The sequence below is a fragment of the Streptomyces sp. HUAS TT7 genome, assembly GCF_051550175.1.
In the GTDB taxonomy this organism is placed as follows: domain Bacteria; phylum Actinomycetota; class Actinomycetes; order Streptomycetales; family Streptomycetaceae; genus Streptomyces.
Genome location: NZ_CP196175.1, coordinates 7389961 through 7415747, shown reverse-complemented (window position 1 = coordinate 7415747; position 25787 = coordinate 7389961). Strand labels below are relative to the sequence as shown.

The window sequence follows — 25787 nt, the reverse complement described above, 5'->3', positions numbered from 1 at the left end:
CTCTATCCCTTGCTGGATCCCAACGTCAGCCCCGCGATGAAGTGGCGTTGCAGCAGCAGGAACACGATCAGGGTCGGGAGCGCGACGATCACCGAGCCCGCCGCCAGCAGGTTGTAGTCCGTGAAGAATTGGCCCCTCAGGTTGTTCAGCGCCGAGGTGATGGGGAGTTTGTCGCCGTCGGACATGAAGACCAGGGCCCACAGGAAGTCGTTGTACATCCAGGTGAATTGGAGCGTTGCCAGCGCCGCGAGAGCCGGGCGGCACAGGGGCAGGGTGATGCGCCAGTACTGCGTCCACACCCCCGCGCCGTCGACGATCGCCGCCTCCAGGATCTCCTGCGGCAGGGTGCGCATGAAATTCGCGAGCACGAAGACGCAGAACCCGATCTGGAAGCCGACCTGGACGGCGATGACGGCCCAGTACGAGTCGAACAGGGTCATCGAGTCGGACATCCAGTACGGCAGCGGGATGCGGTTGAACACGACGTACAGGGGCGTGACGATCACCTGCTGGGGCAGCAGGTTGCCCGCCGTGAACAGCATCAACAGGACGATGCCGCCGCGGAGTTTGAGGCGTGAGACGGCGAAGGCCACGAACGCGGCGAAGAACAGGACGAGGATCACGCCCGGCACCGCGATGATCAGGGTGTTGACGAAGTACTTCGTCATGCCCGAGTCGGTGAACGCCTGCTTGTAGTAGGCGAAGGAGAGGTGCTTGGGGAGCGAGAAGTATCCGTCGCGCGAGGTCTCCTCGTACGGGCGCAGCGACGCGTACACGGCGAGCAGCAGCGGTGCGAGGAAGGCGAGCGAGACCGCCATCAGGAACGCGTGCACCCCCAGGCGGCTCGGGCGTACCCGGCGCCGGCGGGCGGCGGGGGCCGTCGCCGGGGCGGCAGTCTGGGGCGCGGGCGCGGTGTGCGTGGTCATCGGTTCTTCTCCCCTCGGATCTCCTGGACCAGGTACGTGATGACGAACCCGAGGGAGACGGTCAGCAGCACCACGGCGATCGCCGAGCCGAAGCCGATGCGGCTGGCCTCGCCGATGATGTTGTCGGTGACGAGCACCGAGAGCACTTCGAGGCCGTTGCGCCCGTGGTTGACGGCGTACACGATGTCGAAGGCGCGCAGCGACTCGATGACCGTGATGACGCCGACGATGACGTTGACCGGGCGGAGCGTCGGGAAGACGACCCGGAAGAAGATCTGGCGCTCGTCGGCGCCGTCGATGGCCGCGGCCTCCTTGAGCGAGGGGTCGACGGCTTTCAGCCCCGCCAGGTAGAGGATCATCACGTAGCCGGTGTGCCGCCAGGCCGCGGCCAGCAGGATCATCCAGATGTTCAGGTTCGGGTCGCCGAGCCAGTCGGTCGGGTCGCTCCTGTTGCCGAGCACGGCGTTGAGCGCTCCCTGGTCGCGGGAGAAGACCAGTTGGGCGATGAACCCGACGACGGCCAGCGAGAGGACGACCGGCATGTACAGCGTCGACTGGTAGAAGCGGCTGAACCGCACGCCCCTGTCGATGAGCACGGCGAGCAGCAGCCCGAACGGCGTTGCCACGAAGCCGAGTACGCCCAGCCACATCAGGTTGTGCCGGACCGCCGGCCAGAACGGCGGGTAGTTGGTGAACAGGTCGGTGTAGTTCCGCGTGCCGACCCACTTGATGTCGCCGATGCCGTCCCAGCTGGTGAAGGACAGGACGACGGAGGCGAGGGTCGGGCCCCACACGATGGCGATGTCGAGCAGGACGGGCAGGCCAAGCAGCACGCCGAGGACGACGAGGTCGCGGGCGGTGAACCGCCCGGGGCCCCGCCGTCCTCCGCGCCGCGCGGTGATGAGCGCCACGGCTGAGTACTCCAAGTCGAAGCAAATGTCGGTCAGTTGGAGGAGCGCTGGGCTCTCGGGCCCGGGCTCTCAGCCCTCGGTGGCGAAGATGGACTTCTTCTGCCGCTCGATGTCGTTGACGAGGCCGTCGACGTCCTTCGGGTTGCCGATGAACTTCTGGATGGCCGGGATCATCACCGTGGAGGCGAAGTCGGGACGGGTGTCGCGGTCCAGGAACTGCGAGATCTGCTTGGCCCCGGAAACCAGCTCGACCGCCTTCTTCTGCAGGGGGCTGTACTTCGCGGTGTCCGCCCCGGAGTTGACGGCGATGTTGTTCGGGTCGCCCGCGAGGTAGACGTCCTCCGCCTGGGGGGTGGCGAGCCACTTGAGCAGGTCCTTGGCGCTCTCCATGGACTGCTTGTTCTTCAGCTCCTTGGCGTTCTTGGCGAGCAGGAAGCCGTCGATGGGGGCCTCGACCGCGTCCTGGCCGTACTGCGGGTTGATCTCGGGGAACGGGAAGAACGCGATGTCGCCCTGGTCCTCCTTCGGGAACTGCTGGCCCACGTGCGGCAGTCCGAACACCGCCATGCCCGACTGCTTCTTCTGGAGGCTCTGCGCGGCCTCCTGCCAGGTGCGCCCGTTGGCGCCCTGCTGGCAGTACGGAAGGATGCGGCGCCAGCTGTCGAAGACGTCCTTGACGCGCTTGTCGGTCCACGCCTCCTTGCCAGCCATCAGCGACTTGTGGAAGTCGTAACCGTTGGTGCGCATATTGAGATAGTCGAACGTGCCCATGGCGGGCCAGCCGTCCTTGTCGCAGAACGCGATCGGATCGAGCTTGTCCTTCTGCATCTGCCGGGCCAGCTCGACGTACTGGTCGAAGGTCTTGGGCGCCGTGTACCCGTGCTGCTTGAAGACGCTCGCGCGGTGGAAGACCGCCCACGGGTAGTAGTAGTACGGCACGAAGTACTGCTTGCCGTCCGCGCCGGTCGACTGCGCCTTGAGCGCGTCGGAGAAGCCCTGGAAGCCCGACCAGAGGTCACTGATGTCGTACAGCAGGCCCTTCTGTGCGAAGAACTGCATGCGGTAGCCCGCGAACCACATGAAGACGTCGTCCGGCTTGCCCTGCAGATAGCGGTTGATGTTCTCCTGGAAGGTGTTGTGGTCAACGGTGTTGACCTTGATCTTGCGGCCTTCCTTGGACTGCTTCTCGTACGCCGCGAACGCGTCGGCGAATGCCTTCTTGGGGACGGCGTCCGAGGAATTCGAGCCCATCCGGATCGTCTTGGTGTCCCCGCCGGGCCCGCTGCCGCACGCCGCGAGCAGCGAGGGCAGCGCGACCGCCCCGGCTCCGATCGCCGCACCACGCAGAAGACTCCGCCGGGACATCCGATGTCCTGCCACGCTTTTGGGCCTAACAGGACCGTTGAACGATGACTGCGCCATGTCCCCCTCCTCCGGGGTGCAACCCAACACAACCCAACGCGAGGCTTGGATCACACCCCCAAGTCAGGGCGTCGTCAAGGGTTTTGACGCAAAGCCGAGCAACCGTTACCGCTTCTCACCCAACAGACTTCAACAAGCCCTACCGGAAACGCTCGCCGCTGCCGACCGGTTGACGGGAGCGTGAAGTCGTCCCACCTTGCCCCTTTTTGGCTCCGCCGGCAGAAACGTCGGAGCAGTCACTTCAGCAACGCCGCCGTGTCCGACCATCGCGCGGAAGCGGCCGCCGCTGCCCCCACCAGACCCGCGTCCGTGCCCATCAGCGCGGGCGCGACGGTGAGGCGCTGGACGAAGGAGAGCGTGGCGTAGTCGCGCAGGGCCCGGCGCAGCGGGGTGAAGAGGACATCTCCCGCGCCGGCCACTCCCCCGCCTATCACCGCGATCTCGATCTCGACCAGCGTCGCTGTCGCGGCGATGCCCGCCGCCAGGGCCTGGGCCGCACGCTCGAAGGAGGCGACGGCGACCGGGTCGCCGCACCGTGCGGCCGCGGCGACGGCGGCGGCCGAGGTGTCGCCGTCGGGGCCGGGGCGCCAGCCGTTCTCCAGGGCTCGGCGCGCGATGTTGGGGCCGCTGGCGATCCGTTCCACGCAGCCGCGCGCCCCGCACGGGCAGGCGTCGCCGTCGAGGTCGACGCTGATGTGGCCGATGTGGCCCGCGTTGCCGGTGGGGCCGGGGTGCAGTTTGCCTCCGAGAACGAGCCCGCCGCCGACGCCGGTCGACACGACCATGCACAGCGCGTTGTCGTGGCCGCGGGCCGCGCCGAGCCAGTGTTCGGCGGCGGTCATCGCGACGCCGTCGCCGACGAGCTCGACGTCGAGGCCGCCGGTGGCCGCGCGCACCCGCTCGACCAGCGGAAAGCCGCGCCATCCGGGGATGTTGACGGGGCTGACCGTGCCCGCCGACGCGTCCACGGGCCCGGCGCTGCCGATGCCGACCGCGCTCGTACGCTCCCACAGCGGGGATCCGGCCAGCTCGGCGAGGACCGCCTCGGCCGCCCGCATCACCGTGTCGCCGTCCTCATGGGCGGGAGTCGGCCGCTGGGCGCGGACGAGCAGCCGGCCGTCGGCGTCCACCAGGGCTCCGGCGATCTTGGTGCCGCCGATGTCGAGCGCGGCCACGAGGTCGGTGTGCATCGAGGTCGGATCTCCTGGTGAGGGGCGGGTAACGGCAGGTCAAGATGAGAGTCTCCATGCATGTGACAACGTTGTCCAGGGCCTATGCTCGACGCCACACACACCGTTATGGCACTCGACCGCGCCGGACGGCTCCCGACGACGACAGGACTGTGCACTGTGGCCGAGAATGCCCGCCACCACGAGCCCCGCTACGGCAACCGTCCGACGATGAAGGATGTCGCCGCGCGTGCCGGTGTCGGCCTCAAGACGGTGTCCCGGGTGGTCAACGGCGAGCCCGGGGTGACCCCGGACACCGAGCGCCGGGTGCAGGAGGCCATCGAGGCGCTGGGCTTTCGCCGCAACGACAGTGCGCGGGTGCTGCGCAAGGGCCGTACCGCCTCGATCGGCCTGGTCCTCGAAGACCTCGCGGACCCGTTCTACGGGCCGCTCAGCCGGGCCGTGGAGGAGGTCGCGCGGGAGCACGGGGCGCTGCTCATCAACGGCTCCAGCGCCGAGGACGCGGACCGCGAGCAGGAGTTGGTCCTCGCGTTCTGCGCCCGCCGGGTCGACGGGCTCATCGTGATCCCCGCCGGGTCCGACCACCGCTATCTCGAACCGGAGATAAAGGCGGGCGTGGCGACGGTGTTCGTGGACCGCCCGGCCGGTCGGATCGACGCCGATGTGGTCCTGTCCGACAGCTTCGGCGGCGCCCGCGCGGGCGTGGCCCACCTCATCGCTCAGGGTCACCGGCGGATCGGCTTCATCGGCGACCAGCCCCGCATCCACACGGCCACCGAGCGACTGCGCGGCTACCACGCGGCGATGGCGGACGCGGATCTGCCGGTCGACGAATCGTGGGTGTCGCTTGGCTCGACCTCCCCCGAGCGCGTACGCGCGGCCGCCGAGTCGATGCTGGCGGGCCCGGACGCGGTCACCGCGCTGTTCGCGGGCAACAACCGGGTGACGGTCACGGCGGTACGCGTCCTGGCGGGCCGCGAGCGCCCGGTGGCTCTGGTCGGCTTCGACGACATCGAACTGGCCGACCTGCTCGGCATCACGGTCATCTCGCAGGACGCCGCCACCCTCGGCCGTACGGCGGCGGAGCTGCTCTTCCGGCGGCTCGACGGCGCCGACGAGACGCCCACCCGCGTCGAACTGCCCACCGTCCTGATCCAGCGCGGCTCGGGCGAGATCCCGCCGCCCGTGGACGCGTAGCCGGCGGACCGGCACATCCCGCTGAGCGTCGGCAGGTCTTGAAGCCCGGCCCCGGCCGGGTCGGTTCAGCAGGTCTTCAGGCCCGGCACCGGCTGGTCGTTGTCGCCGCCCTTGAGGTAGACGACGCTGACGTAGACATTGGTGTTACCGCTGTCGTCGTCGGTCCTGGCCCACCAGGTGTTGGTCCACTTCCCGTACGTCTCGCGCCGGCCCAGGTTCGTCTGGCAGTAGAAGTAGTTGGTGCCCGCGTTGAGCACGCCCGCCGCGCCGCCGTCGGGCCGGATGGACTTCGCGGTGCGCCACACCTGGCAGTTGAACTTGCCGCCGGTGATCGGCTGACAGCTGCCTGCCGGGGGCGCGGCGCCGCCCGAGGTGCTGCCCGTGCCGGGGGCGCTCGGGGTGGGCTTCTTCGGGTCGGGCGCCTTGCTCGCGTCGCCCTTCGCGTCGCCGCTCTTCCCGGCGTCGCCCTTGGCGGACGGCTTCGGGCTCGAACTCGGCGCGGACGAGGGTGAGTTGGGCGTGGCTCCCGCGGAGGGACTGGATGTGTTCAGGCCCGCGGAGCCGAGCCGGTCGTCCGCCGTGCCCGTTCCCGGCGTCGCGCTGTTCGCCGCCCCCACGGCCTGCTGACCGCCGGTCGCGTCCCCGTGATCGAGGAGCGCGTACGCGACCCCGCCGCCGACGAGCAGCACGGCGGCCGCCCCGGCCGCGACCAGGACCTTGCCCCGGCTCCGCCCGACGGAGGGCCGCGGCTCCGGGGCGGGTTCCGGAACGCGGGTGACGACTGGCCCGAACCCCTGGGGCTGCTCCGGCACGGGCGTGACCGGCCCGAATCCCTCCGGCCGGTGCGGCAGCACGTCACGTACGGTCGCCGAGCGCGGCGGCGAGGCAGCCGGCTGGGAGGTATGCACCGCAGTCGGCCCGGTCTCCCCCGAGCCCGCGGCAGCCGCGACCTCCGCGAGCAGCCGGGCCGCGGTCCGGGCGTCGGGCCGCCGCGCCGGGTCCTTGTCCATGAGGCGCTGCAGCACCGGCCCGAGCGGCCCGGCTCGGCGGGCCTCGGGCAGCGGCTCGACCACGATCGCGTTCAGGGTCGACCAGGTGGAGGTGCGGCGGAAGGGGGCCGCGCCCTCGACGGCGGCGTACAGCGTTGCACCGAGCGCCCAGACGTCGGACGCGGGGCCGGGCTCCTGGCCCTGGGCCCGCTCGGGCGCCAGGTAGTCCAGGGAGCCGACCAGTTCGCCGCTGCGAGTCAGGGGAGTTCGGGAGCCGTCGCCCGGGTCGTCCATGGCGGCGATGCCGAAGTCGGTGAGGACCACCCGGCCCGAGGCGTCGAGCAGCACGTTGCCGGGCTTCACGTCGCGGTGCAGCACACCCGCCCGGTGGGCCGCGGCCAGAGCTTCGAGGACCTGGGCGCCGATGGCGGCGGCCTCGGCGGGCTCCAGGACTCCGCGTTCGCCCAGGACGTCGTCGAGCGAGGGGCCGTCGACCAGCTCCATGACGATGACGGGGCGGCCCTCGTGCTCGGTGACGTCGTGGACGGCGACGACCGAGGGGTGGCGCACCCGCGCCGCCGCTCGCGCCTCGCGCTGCATGCGCAGGCACAGATCGCCCAGTTCGGGCGCGGAGGCGTCGCTGAACGTACGCAGTTCCTTGACGGCGACCTCGCGGGCGAGCACCTCGTCGTGGGCACGCCACACGACGCCCATGCCGCCGCGGCCGAGCCGCTCGACGACCCGGTACCGGCCCGCCAGTAGTTGGCTCTCCCCCGTAGACACCGCTGCCCCGTCCCTCTGTGGCGATTGTGGTCGCGTACAGAGTACGGGGCAGCGGTGACAGTTCCAGGGCCCGTCCGGTCCCGGTCGGGCTACGGGGCGGTGACGGTGAGGGTGCCGCGGCGGGGCGAGGCGAACGCGTCGAGGTCGGCGCGGGTCAGGCCGGTCAGGCGGGCCACCTCGGCGTTGTCGAGGGCGCCGCAGTCCAGGCCGCGCAGCAGGTAGCCGCTGAGCGCCTTGGCGGTGGCCGGCTCGTCCATGACGTCGCCCTCGGTCTTGGCGACGTACGCGGCGAGGCGTCCGGCGGCCTGCTCCAGGCCCTCGCGGTAGAAGGCGTACACGGCCGCGTAACGGGTCGGCATGTGGCCGGGGTGCATGTCCCAGCCCTGGTAGTAGGCGCGGGCCAGGGCGCGGCGGGTGAGGCCGTAGTGCAGGCGCCAGGCCTCGTGGACGTGCTCGGTCGAGCCGACGGGCAGCACATTGGTCGAGCCGTCCGAGACGCGTACGCCGGTGCCCGCGGCGGCGACCTGCATGACGGCCTTGGCGTGGTCGGCGGCGGGGTGGTCGCTGGCCTGGTAGGCGGCGGAGACGCCGACGCAGGCGCTGTAGTCGAACGTGCCGTAGTGCAGTCCGGTGGCGCGGCCCTGGGCGGCGTCGATCATCTTGGCCACGGCGGCGGTGCCGTCGGCGGCCAGGATGGACTGGCTGGTCTCGATCTGGATCTCGAAGCCGAGCCGGCCCTCGGGCAGGCCGTGCGCCTTCTCGAAGGCGCTGAGCAGCCGTACGAAGGCGGTGACCTGCTCGGGGTAGGTCACCTTCGGCAGGGTGAGTACGAGGCCGTCGGGCAGGCCGCCGTGCTGCATGAGGGTGGTGAGGAAGACGTCGGTGGTGCGGATGCCGCGGTCGCGCACTGCGGCTTCCATGCACTTCATGCGGATGCCCATGTACGGGGCCGCGGTGCCGTTCCGGAAAGCCTCGGCGATGAGGCGGGCGGCGCGCGCGGCGTCGGCGTCCTCCTCGGCGTCGGGGCGCGGGCCGTAGCCGTCCTCGAAGTCGACGCGGAGGTCTTCGATGGGCTCGCGGGTCAGCTTGGCGCGCACCCGGTCGTACACCGGGGCCGCGAGCTCGTCGGCGATGCCGAGCACCTTGGCGAAGGACGCGGCGTCGGGGGCGTGCTCGTCGAGGGCGGCCAGCGCCTGGTCGCCCCAAGCGCGGATGGTGCCCGCGTCGAAGACGTCACCGGGTACGTAGACGGTGTGCACGGGCTGGCGGGTGCCGGGGTCGCCCGGGTAACGGCGGGCGAGCTCCTCGTCCACCGCCACGAGGGAGGCACTGATCTCCTCGCTGACGACGCCGGCGAGGCTCGTTGCCACCTGCTCCTGCTGACCCATCCTGCACCCTCCACACGGTCGAAACTTTTCCGCTTCACGGAATCAACAATCCGTATAGCGAAGTTAATAGGCAGCCTCTCCTGCGTCAATGGTTGTCCGAAACGGCCCGGGGCCGCGCGGTGAAGATCACCACGCGGCCCCGGGACCGGAAGAACCCGCAGGTCAGCCCTTGCGGGAGTTGACCTCTTCGGTCAGCTGCGGGACGACCTGGAACAGGTCGCCGACCACGCCGTAGTCGACCAGGTCGAAGATCGGGGCCTCGGCGTCCTTGTTGACGGCCACGATGGTCTTCGAGGTCTGCATGCCGGCCCGGTGCTGGATGGCGCCGGAGATGCCGTTGGCGATGTAGAGCTGCGGCGAGACGGACTTGCCGGTCTGGCCGACCTGGTTGGAGTGCGGGTACCAGCCCGCGTCCACCGCGGCGCGCGAGGCGCCGACGGCCGCGCCGAGCGAGTCGGCGAGGGCCTCGATGATCCCGAAGTTCTCGGCGCCGTTGACGCCGCGGCCGCCGGAGACCACGATCGCGGCCTCGGTCAGCTCGGGGCGGCCGGTCGACTCGCGCGGGGTGCGCGAGGTGACCTTGGTGCCGGTGGCCAGCGCGGAGAAGGTGACCGACAGGGCCTCGACGGCGCCCGCGGCCGGGGCGGCCTCCACGGCGGCCGAGTTCGGCTTGACCGTGATGACCGGGGTGCCCTTGGAGACGCGGGACTTGGTGGTGAAGGAGGCGGCGAACGCGGACTGCGTGGCCACCGGACCCTCGTCACCGGCCTCCAGGTCGACGGCGTCGGTGATGATGCCGGAGCCGATGCGGACCGCGAGGCGGGCCGCGATCTCCTTGCCCTCGGCGGAGGACGGGACGAGCACGGCGGCCGGGGAAACGGCGTCGTACGCGGCCTGGAGGGCGTCCACCTTCGGTACGACGAGGTACTCGGCGAACTCGGGGGCATCCGCGGTGAGGACCTTGACCGCGCCGTGCTCGGCGAGCGCGGCGGCGGTGTTCCCGGCGCCCGCGCCGAGGGCGACGGCGACGGGCTCGCCGATGCGGCGGGCCAGCGTCAGCAGTTCGAGGGTGGGCTTGCGGACGGCACCGTCCACGTGGTCGACGTAGACCAGAACTTCAGCCATGGGACTTCAATCTCCTGCAAGTGCGAAGAAAAGACGGGCAGTTGAGGGCTCGGCGAGCCTTAAGCGCGGTGCGGCCCGGAAAGTTCCCGGACCGGCGGGGCACTTAGATGAACTTCTGCTCCGCAAGGAAGGCGGCGAGCTGCTTGCCGCCCTCACCCTCGTCCTTGACGATCGTGCCGGCCGTGCGGGCCGGACGCTCGGCCGCGGAGTCGACCGCGGTCCAGGAGCCTTCGAGGCCGACCTCGTCGGCGTCGATGTCCAGGTCACCCAGGTCCAGGGACTCCACCGGCTTCTTCTTGGCGGCCATGATGCCCTTGAAGGACGGGTAGCGGGCCTCGCCCGACTGGTCCGTCACCGACACGACGGCCGGCAGCGACGCTTCGAGCTGCTCGGAAGCGGTGTCGCCGTCGCGACGGCCCTTGACCGTGCCGTCCTCGACGGAGACCTCGGAGAGCAGCGTGACCTGCGGGACGCCGAGGCGCTCCGCGAGCAGCGCCGGCAGGACACCCATGGTGCCGTCGGTCGACGCCATGCCGCAGATGACCAGGTCGTAGCCGGTCTTCTCGACGGCCTTGGCGAGGACCAGCGAGGTGCCGATCACATCGGTGCCGTGCAGGTCGTCGTCCTCGACGTGGACGGCCTTGTCGGCGCCCATCGAAAGCGCCTTGCGCAGCGCGTCCTTGGCGTCCTCGGGGCCGACGGTCAGCACGGTGATCTCCGCGTCGTCCGCCTCGTCGGCGATCTGCAGTGCCTGCTCGACCGCGTACTCGTCGAGCTCCGAAAGGAGGCCGTCGACGTCGTCGCGGTCGACGGTCAGGTCATCGGCGAAGTGCCGGTCGCCGGTGGCGTCGGGCACGTACTTCACACAGACAACGATCCTCAAGCTCACGCCGGCTCTCCTACTGCATCGTCATTTCTGGGCTGCCTTGTTGCACGCAGCATAGGCGCCTGATGGGGCGGTTTCCGGTCGGGGCGACCGGCGCTCCGAACGAAATATTACTCGCCAGTACACCCAGCTTGTTCCCAGTAAGCAAGCGCTTTGAACTGTGACCTTGCCAACGCTGAGTAATCGAACCGGTGAGGAACTTTCAGTCGCGCAGCGCGTTGAAGCGGCCCTGGTGGTAGAGCAGCGGGCGGCCGCCGCCCGCGGGGTCGCCGGCGACCGCCTGGCCGAGCACGATGCGGTGGTCCCCGGCCGGAATGCGGGCCACCACCTTGCACACCAGCCAGGCAAGGACGCCGTCGAGGACGGGCACGCCCTCGGGGCCGGTGCGCCAGTCGGTGGCCGGGCCGAACCGGTCGGCGCCGCTGCGGGCGAAGGTGGCCGCCAGGTCCTGCTGATGCTCGCCGAGTATGTGCACGCCGATGTGGTCCGCCTCGGCGACGACGGGCCAGCTGGAGGACCCGGTGCCGATCCCGAACGAGATCAACGGGGGCTCCGCGGCAACGGAGTTGAGCGAGGTGGCGGTGAAGCCGACGGGCCGGCCGCCACGCTGGGCGGTGATCACCGCGACGCCCGCGGCGTGCTGGCGGAAGACCGACTTGAACAGTTCGGGAGAGGCGGTCTGAGCGGTACCGAGCTCGGGCGAGGCCGTCATGGAATTGTCCTTCTGCAGTGGGTGCGACGAGGGCTGCGGATGTTCAGCAGCCCGGACAGCGCGCACTCGCGTTGCGGGCGAGGTCCACATGGGCGCGTCCGTAGAGAAGGAGGTCTGTCGGCACATCGTCAGACTGACGATTCGGCGCGGTCGCAGTCAAGTGCCTGCCGGGATATGGGAGATCCCTCACTGCGGGCCTGGGCAGGAAGGAAGCCGTGCACCTCACACCGCCTGCCCGAGCGCCGCGATGACGTCGGCGCGGCGCGGCTGTCCGGCCGCCCGGCGCACGATGCGGCCCGCCGCGTCGAGCACGAGCACGGTCGGGGTGCGCGCGATCTCCAGGTCCCGTACGAGAGCGAGCCGCTCCTCGGCGTCGATCTCCACGTGCGCCACACCGTCCACCATCGCGGCCACCTCGGCCAGAGTGCGCCGGGTCGCCCGGCAGGGCTGGCAGAAGGCGCTGGAGAACTGCACCAGCGTCGCCCGCCGCCCGAGCCCGTGCCCCAGCTCGGCCTCGCCGAGCCTGCGCCCGCCGTCGTCCACCACTCCGCCTCCCACAACCGCCCCCGCCCACGTCTTCACGCCACCACTACCTGCCCTGTCGTACGGTTGCAGCGCGTATCGGTCCGCAATGATTCCCCGGGCCCCGACCTGCGAAGACGTGACGAGAATCTCCCCTGCGCACAGCGCCAGGACTGGCCAGCTCGGCGCGCATCGGGCACCATCTGCCCAAAGCCTAAAACCTACGGCTGCGTAACTTATTTCTCCGGGAGCACCCTCCCCGGGCACACGAAGGGTCTCCCCTCAGATGGCAGAACTCGTCTATCGGCCGGTCATCGGCGCCGCACGCACGATGTTCAAGGCGCTCGACCTGAAGATCGACACCCAGGGTTCGGAGAACATCCCGCGCACGGGCGGGGCGGTGCTCGTCAGCAATCACATCAGCTATCTCGACTTCATCTTCACGGGGCTCGCGGCGCTGCCGCAGAAGCGGCTCGTGCGCTTCATGGCCAAGGAGTCGGTGTTCCGGCACAAGATCTCCGGGCCGCTGATGCGCGGCATGAAGCACATCCCGGTGGACCGCAAGCAGGGCGAGGACGCCTACCAGCACGCCCTGGCTTCGCTGCGTTCCGGTGAGGTGATCGGTGTGTTCCCGGAGGCGACGATCTCGCAGTCCTTCACGCTGAAGAGCTTCAAGTCGGGTGCGGCACGGCTCGCCCAGGAGGCCGGGGTTCCGCTGATCCCGATGGCACTGTGGGGCACCCAGCGGGTGTGGACCAAGGGGCGGCCGCGCAACTTCAAGCGCAGCCACATCCCCGTCACGATCCGTGTCGGCGAGCCCGTGGAGGCGCCCGCCGACCAGTTCGCGGGCGCCATCACGCGGCGGCTGCGCGAGCGCTGCCAGGAGCTGCTCGAAGCCGCCCAGCGTGCCTATCCGGTACGCCCGAAGGACGCGAGCGACACCTGGTGGGTGCCGGCGCACCTGGGCGGTACGGCGCCGACGCCCGAGCAGGTGAAGGCCGCCGAGGCCGCGGGCTGAATCGTCACTTCTGTCCGGATACGGCGACCGGGGGGTGGACGGTGATCCGCGCCCCGGGGCTGAACTTCTCCAGGAGTTCGGCCAGTTCGGCGCCGGCCGGGACCAGGTCGCAGTGCGGCGCCATGCCCTCAAGCAGGAAGAGCGCGTTCACCGACTCCTCGGTGAGCCTGGTCCGCAGCCCCTGACGCCAGTTCCAGCGGCGGCAGGTGACGCCCTCGTCGTCGCGCCACACCACTTCGCCCGCGTCCGGGTGCTCGACGGCCGCCTCGCCGCCCGCGACCGTGTGGAACGGCTCCTCGCCGGTGGCCCGCACCAGACGCATCGACCCCTTGATGTGATCGGTGTCCTCGCCGCCGACCGGGACGAGGTGGGCGACGCTGATCGCGTTGTACACGTCGACGAGCCGGTTGATGCGCGGAAGGCCACCGTCGGCCAGGGCCCGCTTGGCGAGCGCCTCGGCCGAGTTGCGGGTGCGGTTCGGCTTGGAGCCGAAGGCGGTGTAGGCGGCGCGCCAGGCCGCCATGTGCGGGTCCTCGTGCGGGGCCCGGCCCGCAAGGCGCTCGGCGAGCCGGCGCGCGGCGTCGTCGAGCAGCGCCGAACTCGCCTCGTCGCTGGGCGCGTTGACGAGTCCGGACGCCTCGACGGCGACGTGGGTGAAGCCGGGCGCGATGGCCGCGACATCGTCGGACACGGTGAGTTCGAGCGTCATGATCGGTGGTGCCTCACAGTTCGGTCGGATAGATCGGCCACAGCGACGGCCGGTCGGGCGCGGCTTTGAGCGCCTTGATGACCGCCGCATGGGGTACATCGTAAAGCACTGGATAGTCCACTTCATTAAACTCCGGCCGGGCCTTCCACGCGAGGCGTTCCTCGTCGAGCGAGAACTGGGCGTCGACCCCCGGCTTGTTGCCGCGCGCGTCGATCCGCGCCCACGTCTTCCGGCCGGGCAGCCGGACGGCGACCAGGCCGTGCACGAAGGGGTTGGAGCCGTCGTCGTCGGCGAGCCGCTGGTAGCAGAGGGCGGCCGGGATCGCTTCGGCGCGCAGCAGTGCGGCCAGGGCGTGCGACTTGGCGCAGCAGATGCCGGTGCGCTCCGCCAGGACGTCGGAGGCCCGCCAGGTCACCCGCAGGTCGCCGGAGTCCTGGGAGTGCGGGATCTCGTCCCGGACGAACTCATAGGCGGCTTTGGCGTATGAGTATGCATCGGTGGTACCGGATGCGAGCCGGGCGGCCGTCTCACGGACCAAGGGGTGCCGATGGTCGACGACGTCATCCGCAACGAGGTAGGCGGCGAGTTGAGGATTGCGCTGGATGAGTTCCATGACGCGCGAGCGTACGAATGCGGCCGGCCGTAAGTCAATGACTTTACGGCCGACCGCATAGGTACTCAGATGTGTGTCGGTTAGCGGGCCATCTCTTCCTTCAGCGCCGCCAGGAAGCCGTCGACATCGTCCTCGGTGGTGTCGAAGGAGCACATCCAGCGGACGTCGCCGGCGTTCTCGTCCCAGAAGTAGAAGCGGTAGCGCTTCTGGAGGCGCTCGCTCACGTCGTGCGGCAGACGCGCGAAGACGGCGTTGGCCTGCACCTCGTGGAGGATCTCCACGCCGTGGACCTGGCGCACGCCCTCCGCGAGGCGCTGAGCCATCGCGTTGGCGTGCCGGGCGTTGCGCAGCCACAGGTCCTTGGCGAGCAGCGCCTCCAACTGCACCGAGACGAAGCGCATCTTGGAGGCCAGCTGCATGGACATCTTGCGGATGTGCTTCATCTGCTGGACGGCGTCCGGGGTGAGGACGACGATCGCCTCGCCGAACAGCATCCCGTTCTTGGTACCGCCGAACGACAGGACGTCGACCCCGACCGCGTTGGTGAACGTACGCATGGGCACGTTCAGCGAGGCGGCCGCGTTGGATATGCGGGCCCCGTCGAGGTGGACCTTCATGCCGCGCTCGTGGGCGTGCTCGCAGATCGCCCTGATCTCGTCGGGCGTGTAGACCGTGCCCAGCTCGGTGTTCTGGGTGATCGAGACGACCTGCGGCATCGCCCGGTGCTCGTCCTCCCAGCCCCAGGCCTGCCGGTCGATGAGCTCGGGCGTCAGCTTGCCGTCGGGCGTCGCCACGGTGAGCAGCTTGAGCCCGGCCATGCGCTCGGGAGCGCCGCCCTCGTCGACGTTGATGTGGGCGGTCTCGGCGCACACCACCGCGCCCCAGCGGTCGGTCAGCGCCTGGAGCGCGGTGACGTTGGCCCCGGTCCCGTTGAAGACCGGGAAGGCCTCGGCGCCCGCGCCGAAGTGGCTGTGCATGACGCGCTGGAGGTGGTCGGTGTAGTCGTCCTCGCCGTACGCGATCTGGTGACCGCCGTTGGCGAGCGCGAGGGCCGCGAGGACCTCGGGGTGCGCGCCGGCGTAGTTGTCGCTGGCGAAGCCGCGCACCGCCGGGTCGTGGTGCTGTCGCGCGTCGGTCCTCACGGCTTGGGGGTCAGCCACAGGCGCTGTCCGTTCACTTCCTGGGCGGGCCGGTCCCAGACTCCGGCGATGGCGTCGGCCAGTTCCTTGACGTCGGTGAAGCCCGCGAACTTCGCATTGGGTCGCTCGGCGCGCATCGCGTCGTGCACCAGTGCCTTGATCACCAGGATCGCAGCAGCGGCGCTCGGCCCGTCCTCGCCCCCTGCCTTGCGGAAGGCATCGCCGAGCGCCAGCGTCCAGGCTTCGGCGGCGGCCTTGCCCGCGTTGTACGCGGCGTTGTTCGCGGTGGGCTTGTGCGCACCGGACTGGCTGACCAGGACGAAACGGCCCCGGTCGCTGCGCAGCAGCGCGTCGTGGAAAGCCAGCGAGGTGTGCTGGACGGTCTTGATGAGGAGCTTCTCCAGGAAGTCCCAGTCGGCCAGGTCGGTCTCCGGGAAGGAGGTGCTGCCGCGCCAGCCGCCGACGAGGTGGACCATGCCGTCGATCCGCCCGAAGTCCTTCTGGATGCGGTCGGCCCAGTCCCGGGTGGCCTGGAGGTCGAGGAGGTCGACGGTGTCCCCGGTGACGGTGGCCCCGCCGTGGGCGTACCGCGCCGCGTCCACTGCTTCGGCCAGGCGCGCCGCGTCCTGGTCGGAGCCGACGACGACCGCGCCCGCCTCGGCGAGCCGCAGCAGCGCGGCCCGGCCGGCCGGGCCCGCGGCTCCGGCCACGGCGACGACTGCACCGTTGAGAGGTCCGTTGTTCATTTTCCTCGCCCCTTCCGTACGAGAGCTCACGCGGCAGCCCCGGTCGAGGCGGAAGCGGCGGTGATCCCCTTGGTGGAGGCGATCACGTCCTTCAGCTTCTTGGAGAGCGCCTCATAGAACATGCTGAGCGGAAACTCGTCCGGAAGCACGTCGTCGACGAGCTTGCGCGGCGGCTGGGACAGATCCAGGGCGTCGGGACCCTTGGCCCAGCGCGATCCCGGGTGCGGGGCGAGGTAGGTGGAGACCAGCTCGTACGCGGCGAACCAGTGCACCAGCTTCGGCCGGTCGATGCCGTCGCGGTAGAGCTTCTCGATCTCGGCGCACAGCTGGTTGGTGACCTGCGGGGCGCGGTCCCAGTCGATGTGCAGCTTGTTGTCGGTCCAGCGCACCACGTCGTGCTTGTGCAGGTAGGCGAAGAGGAGCTGGCCGCCGAGCCCGTCGTAGTTGCGGACGCGGTCGCCGGAGACCGGGAAGCGGAACATCCGGTCGAAGAGCACGGCGTACTGGACATCGCGACCGTGCCGGTTGCCCTCGGCATCCAGCTTCACTGCCTCCTTGAAGGCGGTGAGGTCGCAGCGCAGCTCTTCGAGGCCGTACATCCAGAACGGCTGGCGCTGCTTGATCATGAAGGGGTCGAACGGCAGGTCGCCATGGCTGTGGGTGCGGTCGTGGACCATGTCCCAGAGCACGAAGGCCTGCTCGCAGCGCTCCTGGTCGGCCACCATCTCCCGGATGTCCTCGGGGAGTTCGAGCCCGAGGATGCGCACGGAGGCCTCGGTCACGGCACGGAAGCGGGCCGCCTCGCGGTCACAGAAGATGCCGCCCCAGGTGAAGCGCTCGGGGGCCTCGCGCACGGCGATGGTCTCGGGGAAGAGGACCGCCGAGTGGGTGTCGTAGCCCGAGGTGAAGTCCTCGAAGGTGATGCCGCAGAACAGCGGGTTGTCGTAGCGCGCGGCTTCCAGCTCGGCGAGCCAATCGGGCCACACCATGCGCAGCACGACCGCTTCGAGATTGCGGTCGGGGTTGCCGTTCTGCGTGTACATGGGGAAGACGACCAGGCGCTGCAGTCCGTCGGCGCGGTCGGCGGCCGGGTGGAACTGCAGCAGCGAGTCCAGGAAGTCCGGCACGTCGAAGGCGCTGTCGGCCCACTTGCGCAGGTCGGCGACGAGGGCGCGGTGGTAGGCCTCGTCGTGCGGCAGGAACGGGGAGAGCTGCTCGACCGCGGCTATGACCTGGTCGAGGGTGGCCTCGACGACGGCGCGGAGCGGGGCGCCCTCGGCGTCGAAGTCGATGGAGCCGTCCTTGGACTGCCAGGGCCGGATCTCCTCGACGGCATTCTTGAGCGCGGTCCATGCGGGGTGGTCGACCACCCGCCGGTCGGATACTGCGCCCCCCACGGCCGGGTCCTGCACAAGAATTTCCGTCATGTCACTTCCTCCACAGGAGAACCTCGCGTTAAGACACCGTATCCGCGTTCGCTTCCCCCGCTCAAGAGGTATCCCAATAAATTATCCTGCCATCCCCCTGTCACACCGCTCTTCTTCCCGTGTTAACGCAATGGCACGGCTATGGCTGCGGTGCTGCCGTGATCGCGACCCGGCCGGCACCGCCGCAGGGTGGAGAACCGGACAGTCACGACGGCCGGCCCGGCCCCGGACGAGACGCCGGCGGGAGTCGCGTCAAGGGCGGGAGGAATCGCCCACGGGCGGGTGACACGGGTTGGCCCGCGCGGGGTGCGCACAGGTAGGACGGAAACCTTCCGCCCGTCACCCTCACCCCGGAGCCGCCCCCGTGAGTACCCGCGCAGTGCTTGTCGCAGCCGTCATCACCGGCCTCATCCTCGGGATCGCGTCAACCCGGTCGCAGGACGCCGATGCCCCGCGCGAGGCGGGGTCCGTTGCGGTGGCGGGCCGTTAGGCTGCGGCTGCCGCGTGCGCACGGGACTGCCGCACGCGCCAATACCGCCGTCGACGGAAGCGAGGCCTGTCTTGACGTTCCTCACCATCGGTCATCGCGGGGTCATGGGTGTCGAGCCGGAGAACACCCTGCGTTCCTTCGTCCACGCAGAACGCGCGGGCATGGACGTCATCGAACTCGATCTGCACCTCAGCAAGGACGGCGCCCTCGTCGTCATGCACGACGCCGAGGTCGACCGCACCACGGACGGAAAGGGCCCCATCGCCGAGATGACCCTGGCCGAGCTGCGGGAGCTGGACGCGGGCCAGGGCGAACGCATCCCCGTGTTCGAGGAAGTGCTCGACGCGGTGAAGACCCCGGTCCAGGCAGAGATCAAGGACGTCGCCGCGGCCCGCGCGCTCGCCGAGGTGATCCAGCGGCGCGATCTGGTGAGCCGGGTGGAGGTCCTGTCGTTCCACGACGAGGCGCTCGCCGAGATCGCCTCCCTCGTGCCCGGGGTGCGTACCGGGCTCGTCGACGACAGCTGGGGCCCCGACCTCATCGACCGAGCCCGGGCCGTCGGCGCGAAGACCCTGGTGCTGAGCATCCACCGGCTCACCCTGGAGACGGTCGAGCAGGCCCATGCGGCCGGGCTCAAGGTGATCGGCTGGACCGTCAACACCCAGGACCATCTGCGCCTCGTACGTGCGCTTCAGCTGGACGGCGCGACGACCGACTACCCGGAGATCCGCCGCACCGGCCGCTTCACCGCGTAGCGCTCAGCCCAACTTCTTGACGAGCAGCTCGAATTCGAGGTCGTCGCGCTGCGGCACGCCGAAGCGCTCGTCGCCGTACGGGAAGGGCGTCATCCTTCCCGTACGGCGGTAGCCGCGCCGCTCGTAGAAGGCGATGAGCTCCTCCCGTACCGAGATCACGGTCATGTGCATCTCGCTCGCGCCCCACTCGGCGCGGACGGTGCGCTCCGCCTCGGCGATGATCTGCTTGCCGAGGCCCGCGCCCTGGAGCGCGGGAGAGACCGCGAACATACCGAAGTAGGCGACGTCACCGCGGTGTTCGAGCTGGCAGCAGGCGATCAGCACCCCGTCCCGCTCCACGGTGAGCAGCTTGCTGCCGGGACTCGTGATGACCGCGCGGACGCCTTCGGGGTCGGTGCGCTGGCCCTGCAGGATGTCGGCCTCGGTGGTCCAGCCGGCCCGGCTGGAGTCGCCGCGGTAGGCCGACTCGATGAGCGGCACCAGCGCCTCGACGTCGGCTTCGGTGGCATCCCGGTAGCTCAGCTCTCCGGCGACACGCCTTGCGGTGTCCATCGTGCGTCTCCCTGCTCGTCGATTGCGCTGCGGCGGCCTCCCGAGCGTAACCCGGCCACTAGGGTCCCAGTCATGGTGCACGTACTGAGCAGCCGGACCCTTCTGCGCCCCACCGACCCCGAGCGTTCCCGTGCCTTCTACGGCGAGCAGCTGGGGCTCGCCGTCTACCGCGAGTTCGGTACGGGGCCGGAGCGCGGCACGGTGTACTTCCTGGGCGGCGGCTTCCTGGAGGTGTCCGGCCGCGCCGAGCACCCGCCGGCGCCGGGCCTCCAGCTGTGGCTCCAGGTGGCGGATGCGGCGCAGGCGCACGAGGAACTCGCGGGGCGCGGGGTGACGGTCGTGCGGCCTCCGGTGCGCGAGCCGTGGGGACTGATCGAGATGTGGATCGAGGACCCGGACGGGGTCCGCATCGCGGTCGTGGAGGTCCCGGCCGACCACCCGCTGCGCTTCCGCCCCTGACGCCCCGCTGGATCCTGCGAGCCTCTTCCGACCGGTCCTGACCGGCGAAGATCTCCCGCGCGCTCCCCTTGTGTGTCCCTGCGCCCGCGTATGCGGCCCCGCGGCCGGGCATCGACCTGTCGGCAGGGCGATCCATCGAGCGGGGAGGTACGCCGTGCACGGTCCGGTGCTGCCCGGCTGGCTGCTCGTCGCGCTGTGCGCGGCGACGGGCTCGTACTGTCTGCTGCGGATGCGCAGCGGCTCCGCATTTGCCCGCAAGGCGGCGGGCGGCGAGGCGGTGATGGGGTTCGGGATGGCCGCGATGGCCGTGCCGGCCGCGTTCCTGTCGCCGCCGCCGTGGGTGCTGACGGGGTACGCGGTGATCTTCGGCGGCGCCGCGCTGCGGGCGCTGTGGCTGGCGCGGGGCGGGGCACACCATCTGCACCATGCGGTGGGCTCGCTGGCGATGGTCTACATGGCGCTCGCGATGACGCCGGGCCCCGGGGGCGGGGCGCACGCCGGGCACGAGGGGCATGCGGCGGGCGGGGTTCCGCTGCTGACCGGGGCGCTGCTGCTGTACTTCGCGGGCTATGTCCTGTCGACGGGGGTGCGGCTGCTGCCCACGGCCGGCGGGGGCAGGCCCGTGGCGGCCGTCTCCTGGAGCGCGCGGCCCGAACTGGCGCTGGCCTGCCGCCTGTCGATGGGCATCGCCATGTTCGCGATGCTGGTGACGGTCTGAGGCGCCGGCCAGGGCGACGTCGCGGCGTCGAGGCTCCCCGGAAGACGGCCCCATCGTGGCGTGCGTCACTTGGCGCCCGCGGCCATACCTATGACGGCGGCCCCGCTCATAGGCTGAGACCATGACGGTCTCCCTCGCGCTGCTGCTGCTCGGCCTGGTGTCCGCCGTCGCCGCTCCGCGACTTCTCGCCCGCGCCGACTGGGCCGAGCGCGAGCCCGTGGTGGCGCTGTGGGTGTGGCAGTGCGTGGTGGCGGCGGTCCTGCTCTGCTTCGGGCTCGCGATGGTCTTCAGTGCCGCGTCCGCCTGGCAGACCGTGCGCGGCCAGGTCTTCGCGTCCGCGCCCCGCGCCGTCGTCGAGGCGTACGCGCTCGGACCGTACGGTCCCTGGTCGGCGGCGCTCGCGGTGGTGCTCTTCCTCGGCGGCGCCTGGACCGGCGCGATGCTCACCCGGGAGGTCAGGGACAGCTGGGCGCGCCGTCGCCGTCGCCGGGCGGAGCTGCGGCTCCGCTCGCCGCTGCTGCCCGGCGAGGAGCCCACGGGCGAGCGTCTGGTGGTCCTGGAGGCGGCCCGGCCGGACGCCTGGTGGCTGCCGGGCCAGATGCCCCAACTGGTCATCACCACCGCGGCACTTCAGCGCCTGAAGGGCCGTCAGCTCGATGCGGTGCTCGCCCATGAGCTCGGGCACGCGCGGGCCCGGCACGACTGGCTGCTGCACTGTTCGGGAGCGCTCGCCCGGGGGTTCCCGCAGGTGCCGGTGTTCGCCGCGTTCCGCGACGAGATGCACCGCCTGGTGGAACTGGCCGCCGACGACGTGGCGTCCCGCCGCTTCGGCCGCCTCACGATCGCGCTCGCGCTGGTCGAACTCAACGAGCACCGCGGGGTGTTCGGCCCCTGCCCCGCCCCGGACGGCCAGCTCCCCCAGCGCGTGCACCGGCTCCTGTCGGCGGCCCCGAGGCTCCCCGCGAGCCACCGCCTGCGGCTGACCGCGTACGCCGCACTCGTACCGGCGGTGCCGCTCGTCGTGGCCCTCGTACCGGGCCTGCACGCCTTGGGCTAGCCATAGCCGGGCCGGATCGGCTTGGATCTTCCGCATGCCGCTCGCTCCCGCCGAGGCCCGCCCGCGCCCGGCCACGCCGCTCCGCGCCGGCCTCGTCTGTGCCCTGCTCGCCGGAGTCCTGCTGGTTCTGGTGGTGGCCGAGTGGGGCCCGCTGATGGCACTGGACCGGGCGGTCGCCGACGGGCTGCACCGCCGGGCCGTGGCCGACCCGGGGCTCACTCACGTCAACCGGGTCCTGAGCGACTGGGTGTGGGACCCCTGGACCATGCGGGCCCTGCTCGCGGTGGTTGTCGGGGTCCTGCTGTGGCGCGGCGAGCGGCTGCTTCCGGTGTGGGTCGCGGCGACGAGCGGCCTCGGTACGGCCGTGCAGCAGGGGCTGAAGGCGGCCGTGGACCGGGACCGGCCGCGGTGGCCCGACCCGGTGGACTCCGCCGGGTATGCCGCGTTCCCCTCCGGCCACGCGCTGAGCGTGACGGTCGCCTTCGGACTGCTCGGGTGGCTGCTCGCGCTGCACGGCGCCGGGCGCCGGACCCGTACGGCCGTGCTGGTGATCGGAGCGGTCTCGGCACTCGGCGTGGGGTTCACCCGGCTGTTCCTGGGGGTGCACTGGTTCTCGGACGTGGCGGGCGGCTGGCTGACGGGAGTGGCGATCGTCACGCTGAGCGCGGCGGCCCACCAGCGGTGGGCCTTGAACCGGCGGGGATGAGCACGCGAGGATCGCGGGCATGACGATCAAGGGCGTTCTCTTCGATTTCTCCGGCACCCTCTTCCGCGTCGAGCCGGTCCACGACTGGCTCTCCGCTGTCCTCGACGCCTCCGGCACGACTCTGCCGGACGCCGAATTCGCCCGCTGCGCAAGGGAGTTGGAGGAGGCCGGCGCGCTGCCCGGCGGCGCCAACCCGCTGCGGCTGCCCGACCATCTGGCCGACCTGTGGGCCGTACGCGACCGGAGCGTCGAACTCCACCGGGAGACGTACACCGGTCTCGCGCGGCAGGTGGAGCTGCCCGATCCGCGCCTGTACGACCTGCTCTACGACCGCCACAAGACCCCGGACGCCTGGCGCCCGTACCCCGATACGAAGCAGGTCCTCGGCGGGCTGCGGCAGCGCGGCATCAAGATCGGCGTGGTCAGCAACATCGGGTGGGATCTGCGGCCGGTCTTCCGCGCGCACGGCCTGGACGACTTCGTGGACGCGTACGTCCTGTCCTTCGAGCACGAGGTGCAGAAGCCGGACGAGCGGCTGTTCAGGGCGGCCTGCGAGGCGCTCGGGCAGGAGCCGGGCGAGGTCCTGATGGTGGGCGACGACCGGCGGGCTGACGGCGGCGCCGCGGCGCTCGGCTGCGCGGTGCACTTCGTCGACCATCTGCCGGTGGACGAGCGCCCGGAGGCGCTGCTCCCGGTGCTCGCGCTCGCCGGGGAAGGCCGCTGAGTAGCCGGCAGGAGTGACGGGAAAGGGCCCGGGGCAAGGGGGCCACCCGTTCGGGGTGATCCCCCGCGTCACCCCGAACGAGCAGCCGACGCCGCAGGTCAGGCCCCGGTGAAGGGGTACCTCCTCGCGACAGCCTGAGTATATTGGCTCCAAGCCAGTCAACGCAGGAGTTACAGCATGTCCCCGCGCAGCGCATCGGTCAATGAAGAATTGCGCAGACGTTCTCGCGAGCGGCTGCTGCAAGCCACTGTGGAGCTGGTGGCGGAACGTGGCTATGAGTCGACGACCCTCGGCGACATCGCGGACCGGGCCGGTTCGGCCCGCGGCCTGGTGTCGTACTACTTCCCGGGCAAGCGCCAGCTGGTCCAGTCGGCGGTGCACCGCCTCATGCATCTGACGCTTGAGGCGGGCCTGGAGCGCGAGCCGCAGAGCGCCGACGGGCGTGAGCGGCTTGCCCGCGCCATCGACGCGATCCTCGGGCTCACCCATACGCAGCCGGTCCTCATGCGGGCGCACATGGCGGGGATCCTGCAGGCCACGGGCTTCGTGCAGTGCCCCGAACAACAGCGCCTGGCGGCCCTCCTGCGGGACACCGTCGGGCGGTACGGCTCAAGGGACGTGGACTCCGACTACCCGCTGCTGCGCGCCAACCTGATGGGCGCCGTCTTCGCCGCGCTGATGCCGGGCGCCCCGATGGACGCGGTCACGCTGCGGGCCGAGCTGTTCCAGCGGTACGGGCTCGACTGGGAGCTGGGGGTGCCGCCCGGACAGACCCCCTGACCGGCGGCGGATGTCTATCCGCCATGCGCACGGCGGTGCCATCCTGAAGGTCCTCTGCGGTCTTCTGCGGTTCTTTCTCCCAAGGAGCACCCGCCATGCTGCGCATCGCCGTCGTCGGATCCGGGCCGAGCGGGGTCTACACCGCCCAGAGCCTGGTGGAGCAGAGCGCGGCCGGGGAGGTCCATGTGGACGTCCTGGACCGGCTGCCGTGCCCGTACGGCCTGGTCCGCTACGGGGTCGCCCCGGACCACGAGAAGATCAAGTCGCTGCAGAACAATCTCCGTACGGTCCTGGAGGACAGTCGGATCCGTTTTCTGGGGCATGTCGAGGTGGGTCCGGGCGGCGTCCCGCCGGAGCTGCTGCTGCGGCTCTACCACGCGGTGGTGTACTGCGTCGGCGCCAAGTCCGACCGGCACCTGGGGATTCCGGGCGAGGACCTGCCGGGCAGTTTCTCCGCGACCGAGTTCGTGTCCTGGTACAGCGCGCACCCCGACAGCGACCCGGGCGCCTTTGTCCTGGGCGCCCGTTCGGCCGTGGTGATCGGCGCGGGCAATGTGGCGGTGGACGTCGCGCGCATGCTGGCGCGCGGCGCGGACGAGCTGCGGCCGACCGATGTGCCGCAGTCCGCGCTCGGCGCGCTCGCCGTCAGCCGGGTGCGCGAGGTCCACATGGCGGCCCGGCGCGGCCCCTCGCAGGCCCGCTTCACCACCAAGGAGCTGCGGGAGCTCGGCGCGCTGCCGGGCGCGGATGTGACGGTGGACGCATCCGAGCTGGCCCGGGACCCGGAATTCGTCGATCCGTCCGCGCTGCCGGGGGCGGTCCGGCGCAATGTGGAGGTGCTGCGCGGCTGGGTCGGGTCCGGGCAGCGACCCGGAGTCCGCCACCTTCATCTGCGGTTCTATCTGCGGCCCGTGGAGCTTCTGGAGCGGGACGGCAGGGTGGGCGCGGTGCGCTTCGAGCGGACGGCGCCGGACGGCTCGGGCGGGGTGCTCGGCACCGGCACGTACGAGGACATCGAGGCGCAGCTGGTGCTGCGGGCAGTCGGCTACCGCGGGGTGCCGCCGCAGGGGCTGCCGTTCGACCCGGCGACGGGGACGGTGCCGCACGCGGCGGGCCGGGTGCTGCGCGAGGGGACTACGTCGCCGGGCGAGTACGTGGCGGGCTGGATCAAGCGCGGCCCGACAGGCGTGATCGGCACCAACCGCCCGTGCGCGAAGGAGACGGTGGCCTCGCTCCTCCAGGACGCCCCGCGCCTCGCCGAGCGCCCGGTGGCGGCCGAACCCCTCGATGCGCTGCGGGAGTTGGGCCTTCGCCCGGTGACCTGGCAGGGCTGGCTGGCGATCGAACGGGCCGAGGCCGAGCTCGGCGAGTCGCTCGGGCGCCGCTCGGTGAAGATCCCCGACTGGGACGGGCTGCTGACGGCGGCGCTGGGCAGGGGCTGAGACCGCGCCGGAACGGAGAAGACGCCTCCGGGGCTGCTCAGGCGGCGTCGCCGAGCCGCTCGGCCTCGCGTCCCGCCGCGTCCAGGATGCTGTCGAGCAGGCCGGGGAAGAGGGCGTCGAGGTCGGCGCGGCGCAGGCCGTTCATCTTGGCGGTGCCCCGGTAGACCTGCTCGATCACGCCGGCCTCGCGCAGTACGCGGAAGTGGTGGGTGGTCGTCGACTTGGTGACGGGCAGCACGAAGTGCGAGCAGGAGAGCTCGTCCCCGGTCGCGGCGAGTACCCGGACCACCCGCATCCGCATCGGGTCGGACAGCGCGTGCAGGACGCACTCCAGACGGATCTCGTCGCGCGCCGGGTGGGCGAGTTCACGGGTGTTCGTCGGGGTGGTCACGGACGCCATT

The 25787-nt window shown here is 70.9% G+C and carries 28 protein-coding genes; 11 read left to right on the top strand and 17 right to left on the bottom strand.

Annotated elements, in window-relative coordinates:
- Positions 1-2: 2 nt before the first annotated feature.
- From ACSHXC_RS33510 to ACSHXC_RS33495, 4 genes are all read right to left on the bottom strand, one after another.
- Positions 3-926, bottom strand: coding sequence for a carbohydrate ABC transporter permease (locus tag ACSHXC_RS33510; protein WP_438295107.1), 924 nt, complete (start codon positions 924-926; stop codon positions 3-5).
- Entirely contained in the window at positions 923-1837 is a 915-nt protein-coding gene (locus tag ACSHXC_RS33505; RefSeq protein ID WP_438295106.1) for a carbohydrate ABC transporter permease, read from the bottom strand. The genes ACSHXC_RS33510 and ACSHXC_RS33505 overlap by 4 nt, the downstream gene beginning before the upstream one ends.
- A 69-nt stretch (positions 1838-1906) precedes the next feature.
- Complete coding sequence (locus tag ACSHXC_RS33500) at positions 1907-3202, bottom strand: ABC transporter substrate-binding protein (protein WP_438295105.1); 1296 nt, start codon at positions 3200-3202, stop codon at positions 1907-1909.
- 293 nt (positions 3203-3495) lie between these two features.
- Positions 3496-4449 (bottom strand): ROK family protein, encoded by a 954-nt coding sequence (locus ACSHXC_RS33495; protein ID WP_438295104.1) that lies wholly within the window; start codon positions 4447-4449, stop codon positions 3496-3498.
- 159 nt (positions 4450-4608) lie between these two features.
- Here ACSHXC_RS33495 and ACSHXC_RS33490 point away from each other — a divergent pair, with 159 nt between their 5' ends.
- Complete coding sequence (locus ACSHXC_RS33490; RefSeq protein WP_438296971.1) at positions 4609-5646, top strand: LacI family DNA-binding transcriptional regulator; 1038 nt, start codon at positions 4609-4611, stop codon at positions 5644-5646.
- A gap of 65 nt (positions 5647-5711) precedes the next feature.
- Here ACSHXC_RS33490 and ACSHXC_RS33485 read toward each other — a convergent pair whose 3' ends face one another.
- The 6 genes from ACSHXC_RS33485 to ACSHXC_RS33460 form a co-directional block, all read right to left on the bottom strand.
- Positions 5712-7418: a serine/threonine-protein kinase gene (locus tag ACSHXC_RS33485; protein WP_438295103.1), complete on the bottom strand. Its 1707-nt coding sequence runs from the start codon at positions 7416-7418 to the stop codon at positions 5712-5714.
- Positions 7419-7507: 89 nt separating this feature from the next.
- Complete coding sequence (locus ACSHXC_RS33480; protein ID WP_438295102.1) at positions 7508-8806, bottom strand: DUF6986 family protein; 1299 nt, start codon at positions 8804-8806, stop codon at positions 7508-7510.
- Between the two features lie 162 nt (positions 8807-8968).
- Complete coding sequence (locus ACSHXC_RS33475) at positions 8969-9931, bottom strand: electron transfer flavoprotein subunit alpha/FixB family protein (RefSeq protein WP_438295101.1); 963 nt, start codon at positions 9929-9931, stop codon at positions 8969-8971.
- Between the two features lie 103 nt (positions 9932-10034).
- A complete protein-coding gene (locus ACSHXC_RS33470; protein WP_399488320.1) occupies positions 10035-10820 on the bottom strand; it encodes an electron transfer flavoprotein subunit beta/FixA family protein in 786 nt (261 codons plus the stop codon).
- A gap of 199 nt (positions 10821-11019) precedes the next feature.
- A complete protein-coding gene (locus ACSHXC_RS33465; RefSeq protein WP_438295100.1) occupies positions 11020-11529 on the bottom strand; it encodes a flavin reductase family protein in 510 nt (169 codons plus the stop codon).
- A gap of 222 nt (positions 11530-11751) precedes the next feature.
- The gene (locus tag ACSHXC_RS33460; protein ID WP_438295099.1) at positions 11752-12111 is read right to left on the bottom strand and encodes a TlpA family protein disulfide reductase; all 360 of its coding nucleotides are present in this window, start codon (positions 12109-12111) and stop codon (positions 11752-11754) included.
- Positions 12112-12337: 226 nt separating this feature from the next.
- On the opposite strand from ACSHXC_RS33460, the gene ACSHXC_RS33455 reads away from it, so the two are divergent.
- Positions 12338-13069 (top strand): lysophospholipid acyltransferase family protein, encoded by a 732-nt coding sequence (locus ACSHXC_RS33455; protein WP_399488314.1) that lies wholly within the window; start codon positions 12338-12340, stop codon positions 13067-13069.
- A 4-nt stretch (positions 13070-13073) separates the two neighbouring features.
- On the opposite strand, the gene ACSHXC_RS33450 is transcribed toward ACSHXC_RS33455, so the two are convergent.
- The 5 genes from ACSHXC_RS33450 to ACSHXC_RS33430 all read right to left on the bottom strand — a co-directional run bounded on the left by ACSHXC_RS33450 (position 13074) and on the right by ACSHXC_RS33430 (position 17703).
- Complete coding sequence (locus tag ACSHXC_RS33450; RefSeq protein ID WP_438295098.1) at positions 13074-13778, bottom strand: B3/B4 domain-containing protein; 705 nt, start codon at positions 13776-13778, stop codon at positions 13074-13076.
- 13 nt (positions 13779-13791) lie between these two features.
- Positions 13792-14391: a transglutaminase-like domain-containing protein gene (locus ACSHXC_RS33445; protein WP_438295097.1), complete on the bottom strand. Its 600-nt coding sequence runs from the start codon at positions 14389-14391 to the stop codon at positions 13792-13794.
- Positions 14392-14471: 80 nt separating this feature from the next.
- Positions 14472-15533, bottom strand: coding sequence for a threonine aldolase family protein (locus tag ACSHXC_RS33440; RefSeq protein WP_438295096.1), 1062 nt, complete (start codon positions 15531-15533; stop codon positions 14472-14474).
- Complete coding sequence (locus tag ACSHXC_RS33435; RefSeq protein WP_438295095.1) at positions 15530-16276, bottom strand: SDR family NAD(P)-dependent oxidoreductase; 747 nt, start codon at positions 16274-16276, stop codon at positions 15530-15532. The genes ACSHXC_RS33440 and ACSHXC_RS33435 overlap by 4 nt, the downstream gene beginning before the upstream one ends.
- Before the next feature lie 26 nt (positions 16277-16302).
- The gene (locus tag ACSHXC_RS33430) at positions 16303-17703 is read right to left on the bottom strand and encodes a DUF6421 family protein (protein ID WP_438295094.1); all 1401 of its coding nucleotides are present in this window, start codon (positions 17701-17703) and stop codon (positions 16303-16305) included.
- Between the two features lie 364 nt (positions 17704-18067).
- Between ACSHXC_RS33430 and ACSHXC_RS33425 the strand changes: the two genes are divergently transcribed.
- Both ACSHXC_RS33425 and ACSHXC_RS33420 read left to right on the top strand, forming a co-directional pair.
- On the top strand, positions 18068-18193 hold the full coding sequence (locus ACSHXC_RS33425) for a hypothetical protein (RefSeq protein WP_438295093.1): 126 nt from the start codon (positions 18068-18070) through the stop codon (positions 18191-18193).
- 71 nt (positions 18194-18264) lie between these two features.
- Positions 18265-18948: a glycerophosphodiester phosphodiesterase gene (locus tag ACSHXC_RS33420; protein ID WP_438295092.1), complete on the top strand. Its 684-nt coding sequence runs from the start codon at positions 18265-18267 to the stop codon at positions 18946-18948.
- A 3-nt stretch (positions 18949-18951) separates the two neighbouring features.
- On the opposite strand, the gene ACSHXC_RS33415 is transcribed toward ACSHXC_RS33420, so the two are convergent.
- Complete coding sequence (locus ACSHXC_RS33415) at positions 18952-19500, bottom strand: GNAT family N-acetyltransferase (protein ID WP_438295091.1); 549 nt, start codon at positions 19498-19500, stop codon at positions 18952-18954.
- A gap of 72 nt (positions 19501-19572) precedes the next feature.
- Here ACSHXC_RS33415 and ACSHXC_RS33410 point away from each other — a divergent pair, with 72 nt between their 5' ends.
- The 7 genes from ACSHXC_RS33410 to ACSHXC_RS33380 all read left to right on the top strand — a co-directional run bounded on the left by ACSHXC_RS33410 (position 19573) and on the right by ACSHXC_RS33380 (position 25386).
- The gene (locus tag ACSHXC_RS33410) at positions 19573-19959 is read left to right on the top strand and encodes a VOC family protein (protein WP_438295090.1); all 387 of its coding nucleotides are present in this window, start codon (positions 19573-19575) and stop codon (positions 19957-19959) included.
- Between the two features lie 154 nt (positions 19960-20113).
- Positions 20114-20677, top strand: a complete 564-nt coding sequence (locus tag ACSHXC_RS33405; protein WP_438295089.1) for a DUF5134 domain-containing protein — start codon at positions 20114-20116, stop codon at positions 20675-20677.
- A 121-nt stretch (positions 20678-20798) separates the two neighbouring features.
- Positions 20799-21734 carry a M56 family metallopeptidase gene (locus tag ACSHXC_RS33400; protein ID WP_438295088.1) on the top strand — a complete coding sequence of 312 codons (936 nt, stop codon included), beginning with the start codon at positions 20799-20801 and terminating at the stop codon, positions 21732-21734.
- A gap of 34 nt (positions 21735-21768) precedes the next feature.
- The gene (locus tag ACSHXC_RS33395) at positions 21769-22440 is read left to right on the top strand and encodes a phosphatase PAP2 family protein (RefSeq protein WP_438295087.1); all 672 of its coding nucleotides are present in this window, start codon (positions 21769-21771) and stop codon (positions 22438-22440) included.
- A gap of 19 nt (positions 22441-22459) precedes the next feature.
- Complete coding sequence (locus ACSHXC_RS33390) at positions 22460-23164, top strand: HAD family hydrolase (RefSeq protein WP_438295086.1); 705 nt, start codon at positions 22460-22462, stop codon at positions 23162-23164.
- Positions 23165-23341: 177 nt separating this feature from the next.
- Complete coding sequence (locus ACSHXC_RS33385; protein ID WP_438295085.1) at positions 23342-23944, top strand: TetR/AcrR family transcriptional regulator; 603 nt, start codon at positions 23342-23344, stop codon at positions 23942-23944.
- Positions 23945-24039: 95 nt separating this feature from the next.
- Positions 24040-25386, top strand: a complete 1347-nt coding sequence (locus ACSHXC_RS33380; RefSeq protein WP_438295084.1) for an FAD-dependent oxidoreductase — start codon at positions 24040-24042, stop codon at positions 25384-25386.
- A gap of 37 nt (positions 25387-25423) precedes the next feature.
- Here ACSHXC_RS33380 and ACSHXC_RS33375 read toward each other — a convergent pair whose 3' ends face one another.
- Entirely contained in the window at positions 25424-25777 is a 354-nt protein-coding gene (locus ACSHXC_RS33375; RefSeq protein ID WP_438295083.1) for an ArsR/SmtB family transcription factor, read from the bottom strand.
- Positions 25778-25787: the final 10 nt, after the last annotated feature.

Bases quoted from the DNA above. Each gene is read 5' to 3' on its own strand.
- ACSHXC_RS33510 (WP_438295107.1), bottom strand. From the start codon at position 926: ATGACCACGCACACCGCGCCCGCGCCCCAGACTGCCGCCCCGGCGACG.
- ACSHXC_RS33500 (WP_438295105.1), bottom strand. From the start codon at position 3,202: ATGTCCCGGCGGAGTCTTCTGCGTGGTGCGGCGATCGGAGCCGGGGCG.
- ACSHXC_RS33495 (WP_438295104.1), bottom strand. From the start codon at position 4,449: ATGCACACCGACCTCGTGGCCGCGCTCGACATCGGCGGCACCAAGATC.
- ACSHXC_RS33480 (WP_438295102.1), bottom strand. From the start codon at position 8,806: ATGGGTCAGCAGGAGCAGGTGGCAACGAGCCTCGCCGGCGTCGTCAGC.
- ACSHXC_RS33475 (WP_438295101.1), bottom strand. From the start codon at position 9,931: ATGGCTGAAGTTCTGGTCTACGTCGACCACGTGGACGGTGCCGTCCGC.
- ACSHXC_RS33465 (WP_438295100.1), bottom strand. From the start codon at position 11,529: ATGACGGCCTCGCCCGAGCTCGGTACCGCTCAGACCGCCTCTCCCGAA.
- ACSHXC_RS33455 (WP_399488314.1), top strand. From the start codon at position 12,338: ATGGCAGAACTCGTCTATCGGCCGGTCATCGGCGCCGCACGCACGATG.
- ACSHXC_RS33450 (WP_438295098.1), bottom strand. From the start codon at position 13,778: ATGACGCTCGAACTCACCGTGTCCGACGATGTCGCGGCCATCGCGCCC.
- ACSHXC_RS33445 (WP_438295097.1), bottom strand. From the start codon at position 14,391: ATGGAACTCATCCAGCGCAATCCTCAACTCGCCGCCTACCTCGTTGCG.
- ACSHXC_RS33435 (WP_438295095.1), bottom strand. From the start codon at position 16,276: ATGAACAACGGACCTCTCAACGGTGCAGTCGTCGCCGTGGCCGGAGCC.
- ACSHXC_RS33430 (WP_438295094.1), bottom strand. From the start codon at position 17,703: ATGACGGAAATTCTTGTGCAGGACCCGGCCGTGGGGGGCGCAGTATCC.
- ACSHXC_RS33415 (WP_438295091.1), bottom strand. From the start codon at position 19,500: ATGGACACCGCAAGGCGTGTCGCCGGAGAGCTGAGCTACCGGGATGCC.
- ACSHXC_RS33410 (WP_438295090.1), top strand. From the start codon at position 19,573: ATGGTGCACGTACTGAGCAGCCGGACCCTTCTGCGCCCCACCGACCCC.
- ACSHXC_RS33400 (WP_438295088.1), top strand. From the start codon at position 20,799: ATGACGGTCTCCCTCGCGCTGCTGCTGCTCGGCCTGGTGTCCGCCGTC.
- ACSHXC_RS33395 (WP_438295087.1), top strand. From the start codon at position 21,769: ATGCCGCTCGCTCCCGCCGAGGCCCGCCCGCGCCCGGCCACGCCGCTC.
- ACSHXC_RS33390 (WP_438295086.1), top strand. From the start codon at position 22,460: ATGACGATCAAGGGCGTTCTCTTCGATTTCTCCGGCACCCTCTTCCGC.
- ACSHXC_RS33385 (WP_438295085.1), top strand. From the start codon at position 23,342: ATGTCCCCGCGCAGCGCATCGGTCAATGAAGAATTGCGCAGACGTTCT.
- ACSHXC_RS33380 (WP_438295084.1), top strand. From the start codon at position 24,040: ATGCTGCGCATCGCCGTCGTCGGATCCGGGCCGAGCGGGGTCTACACC.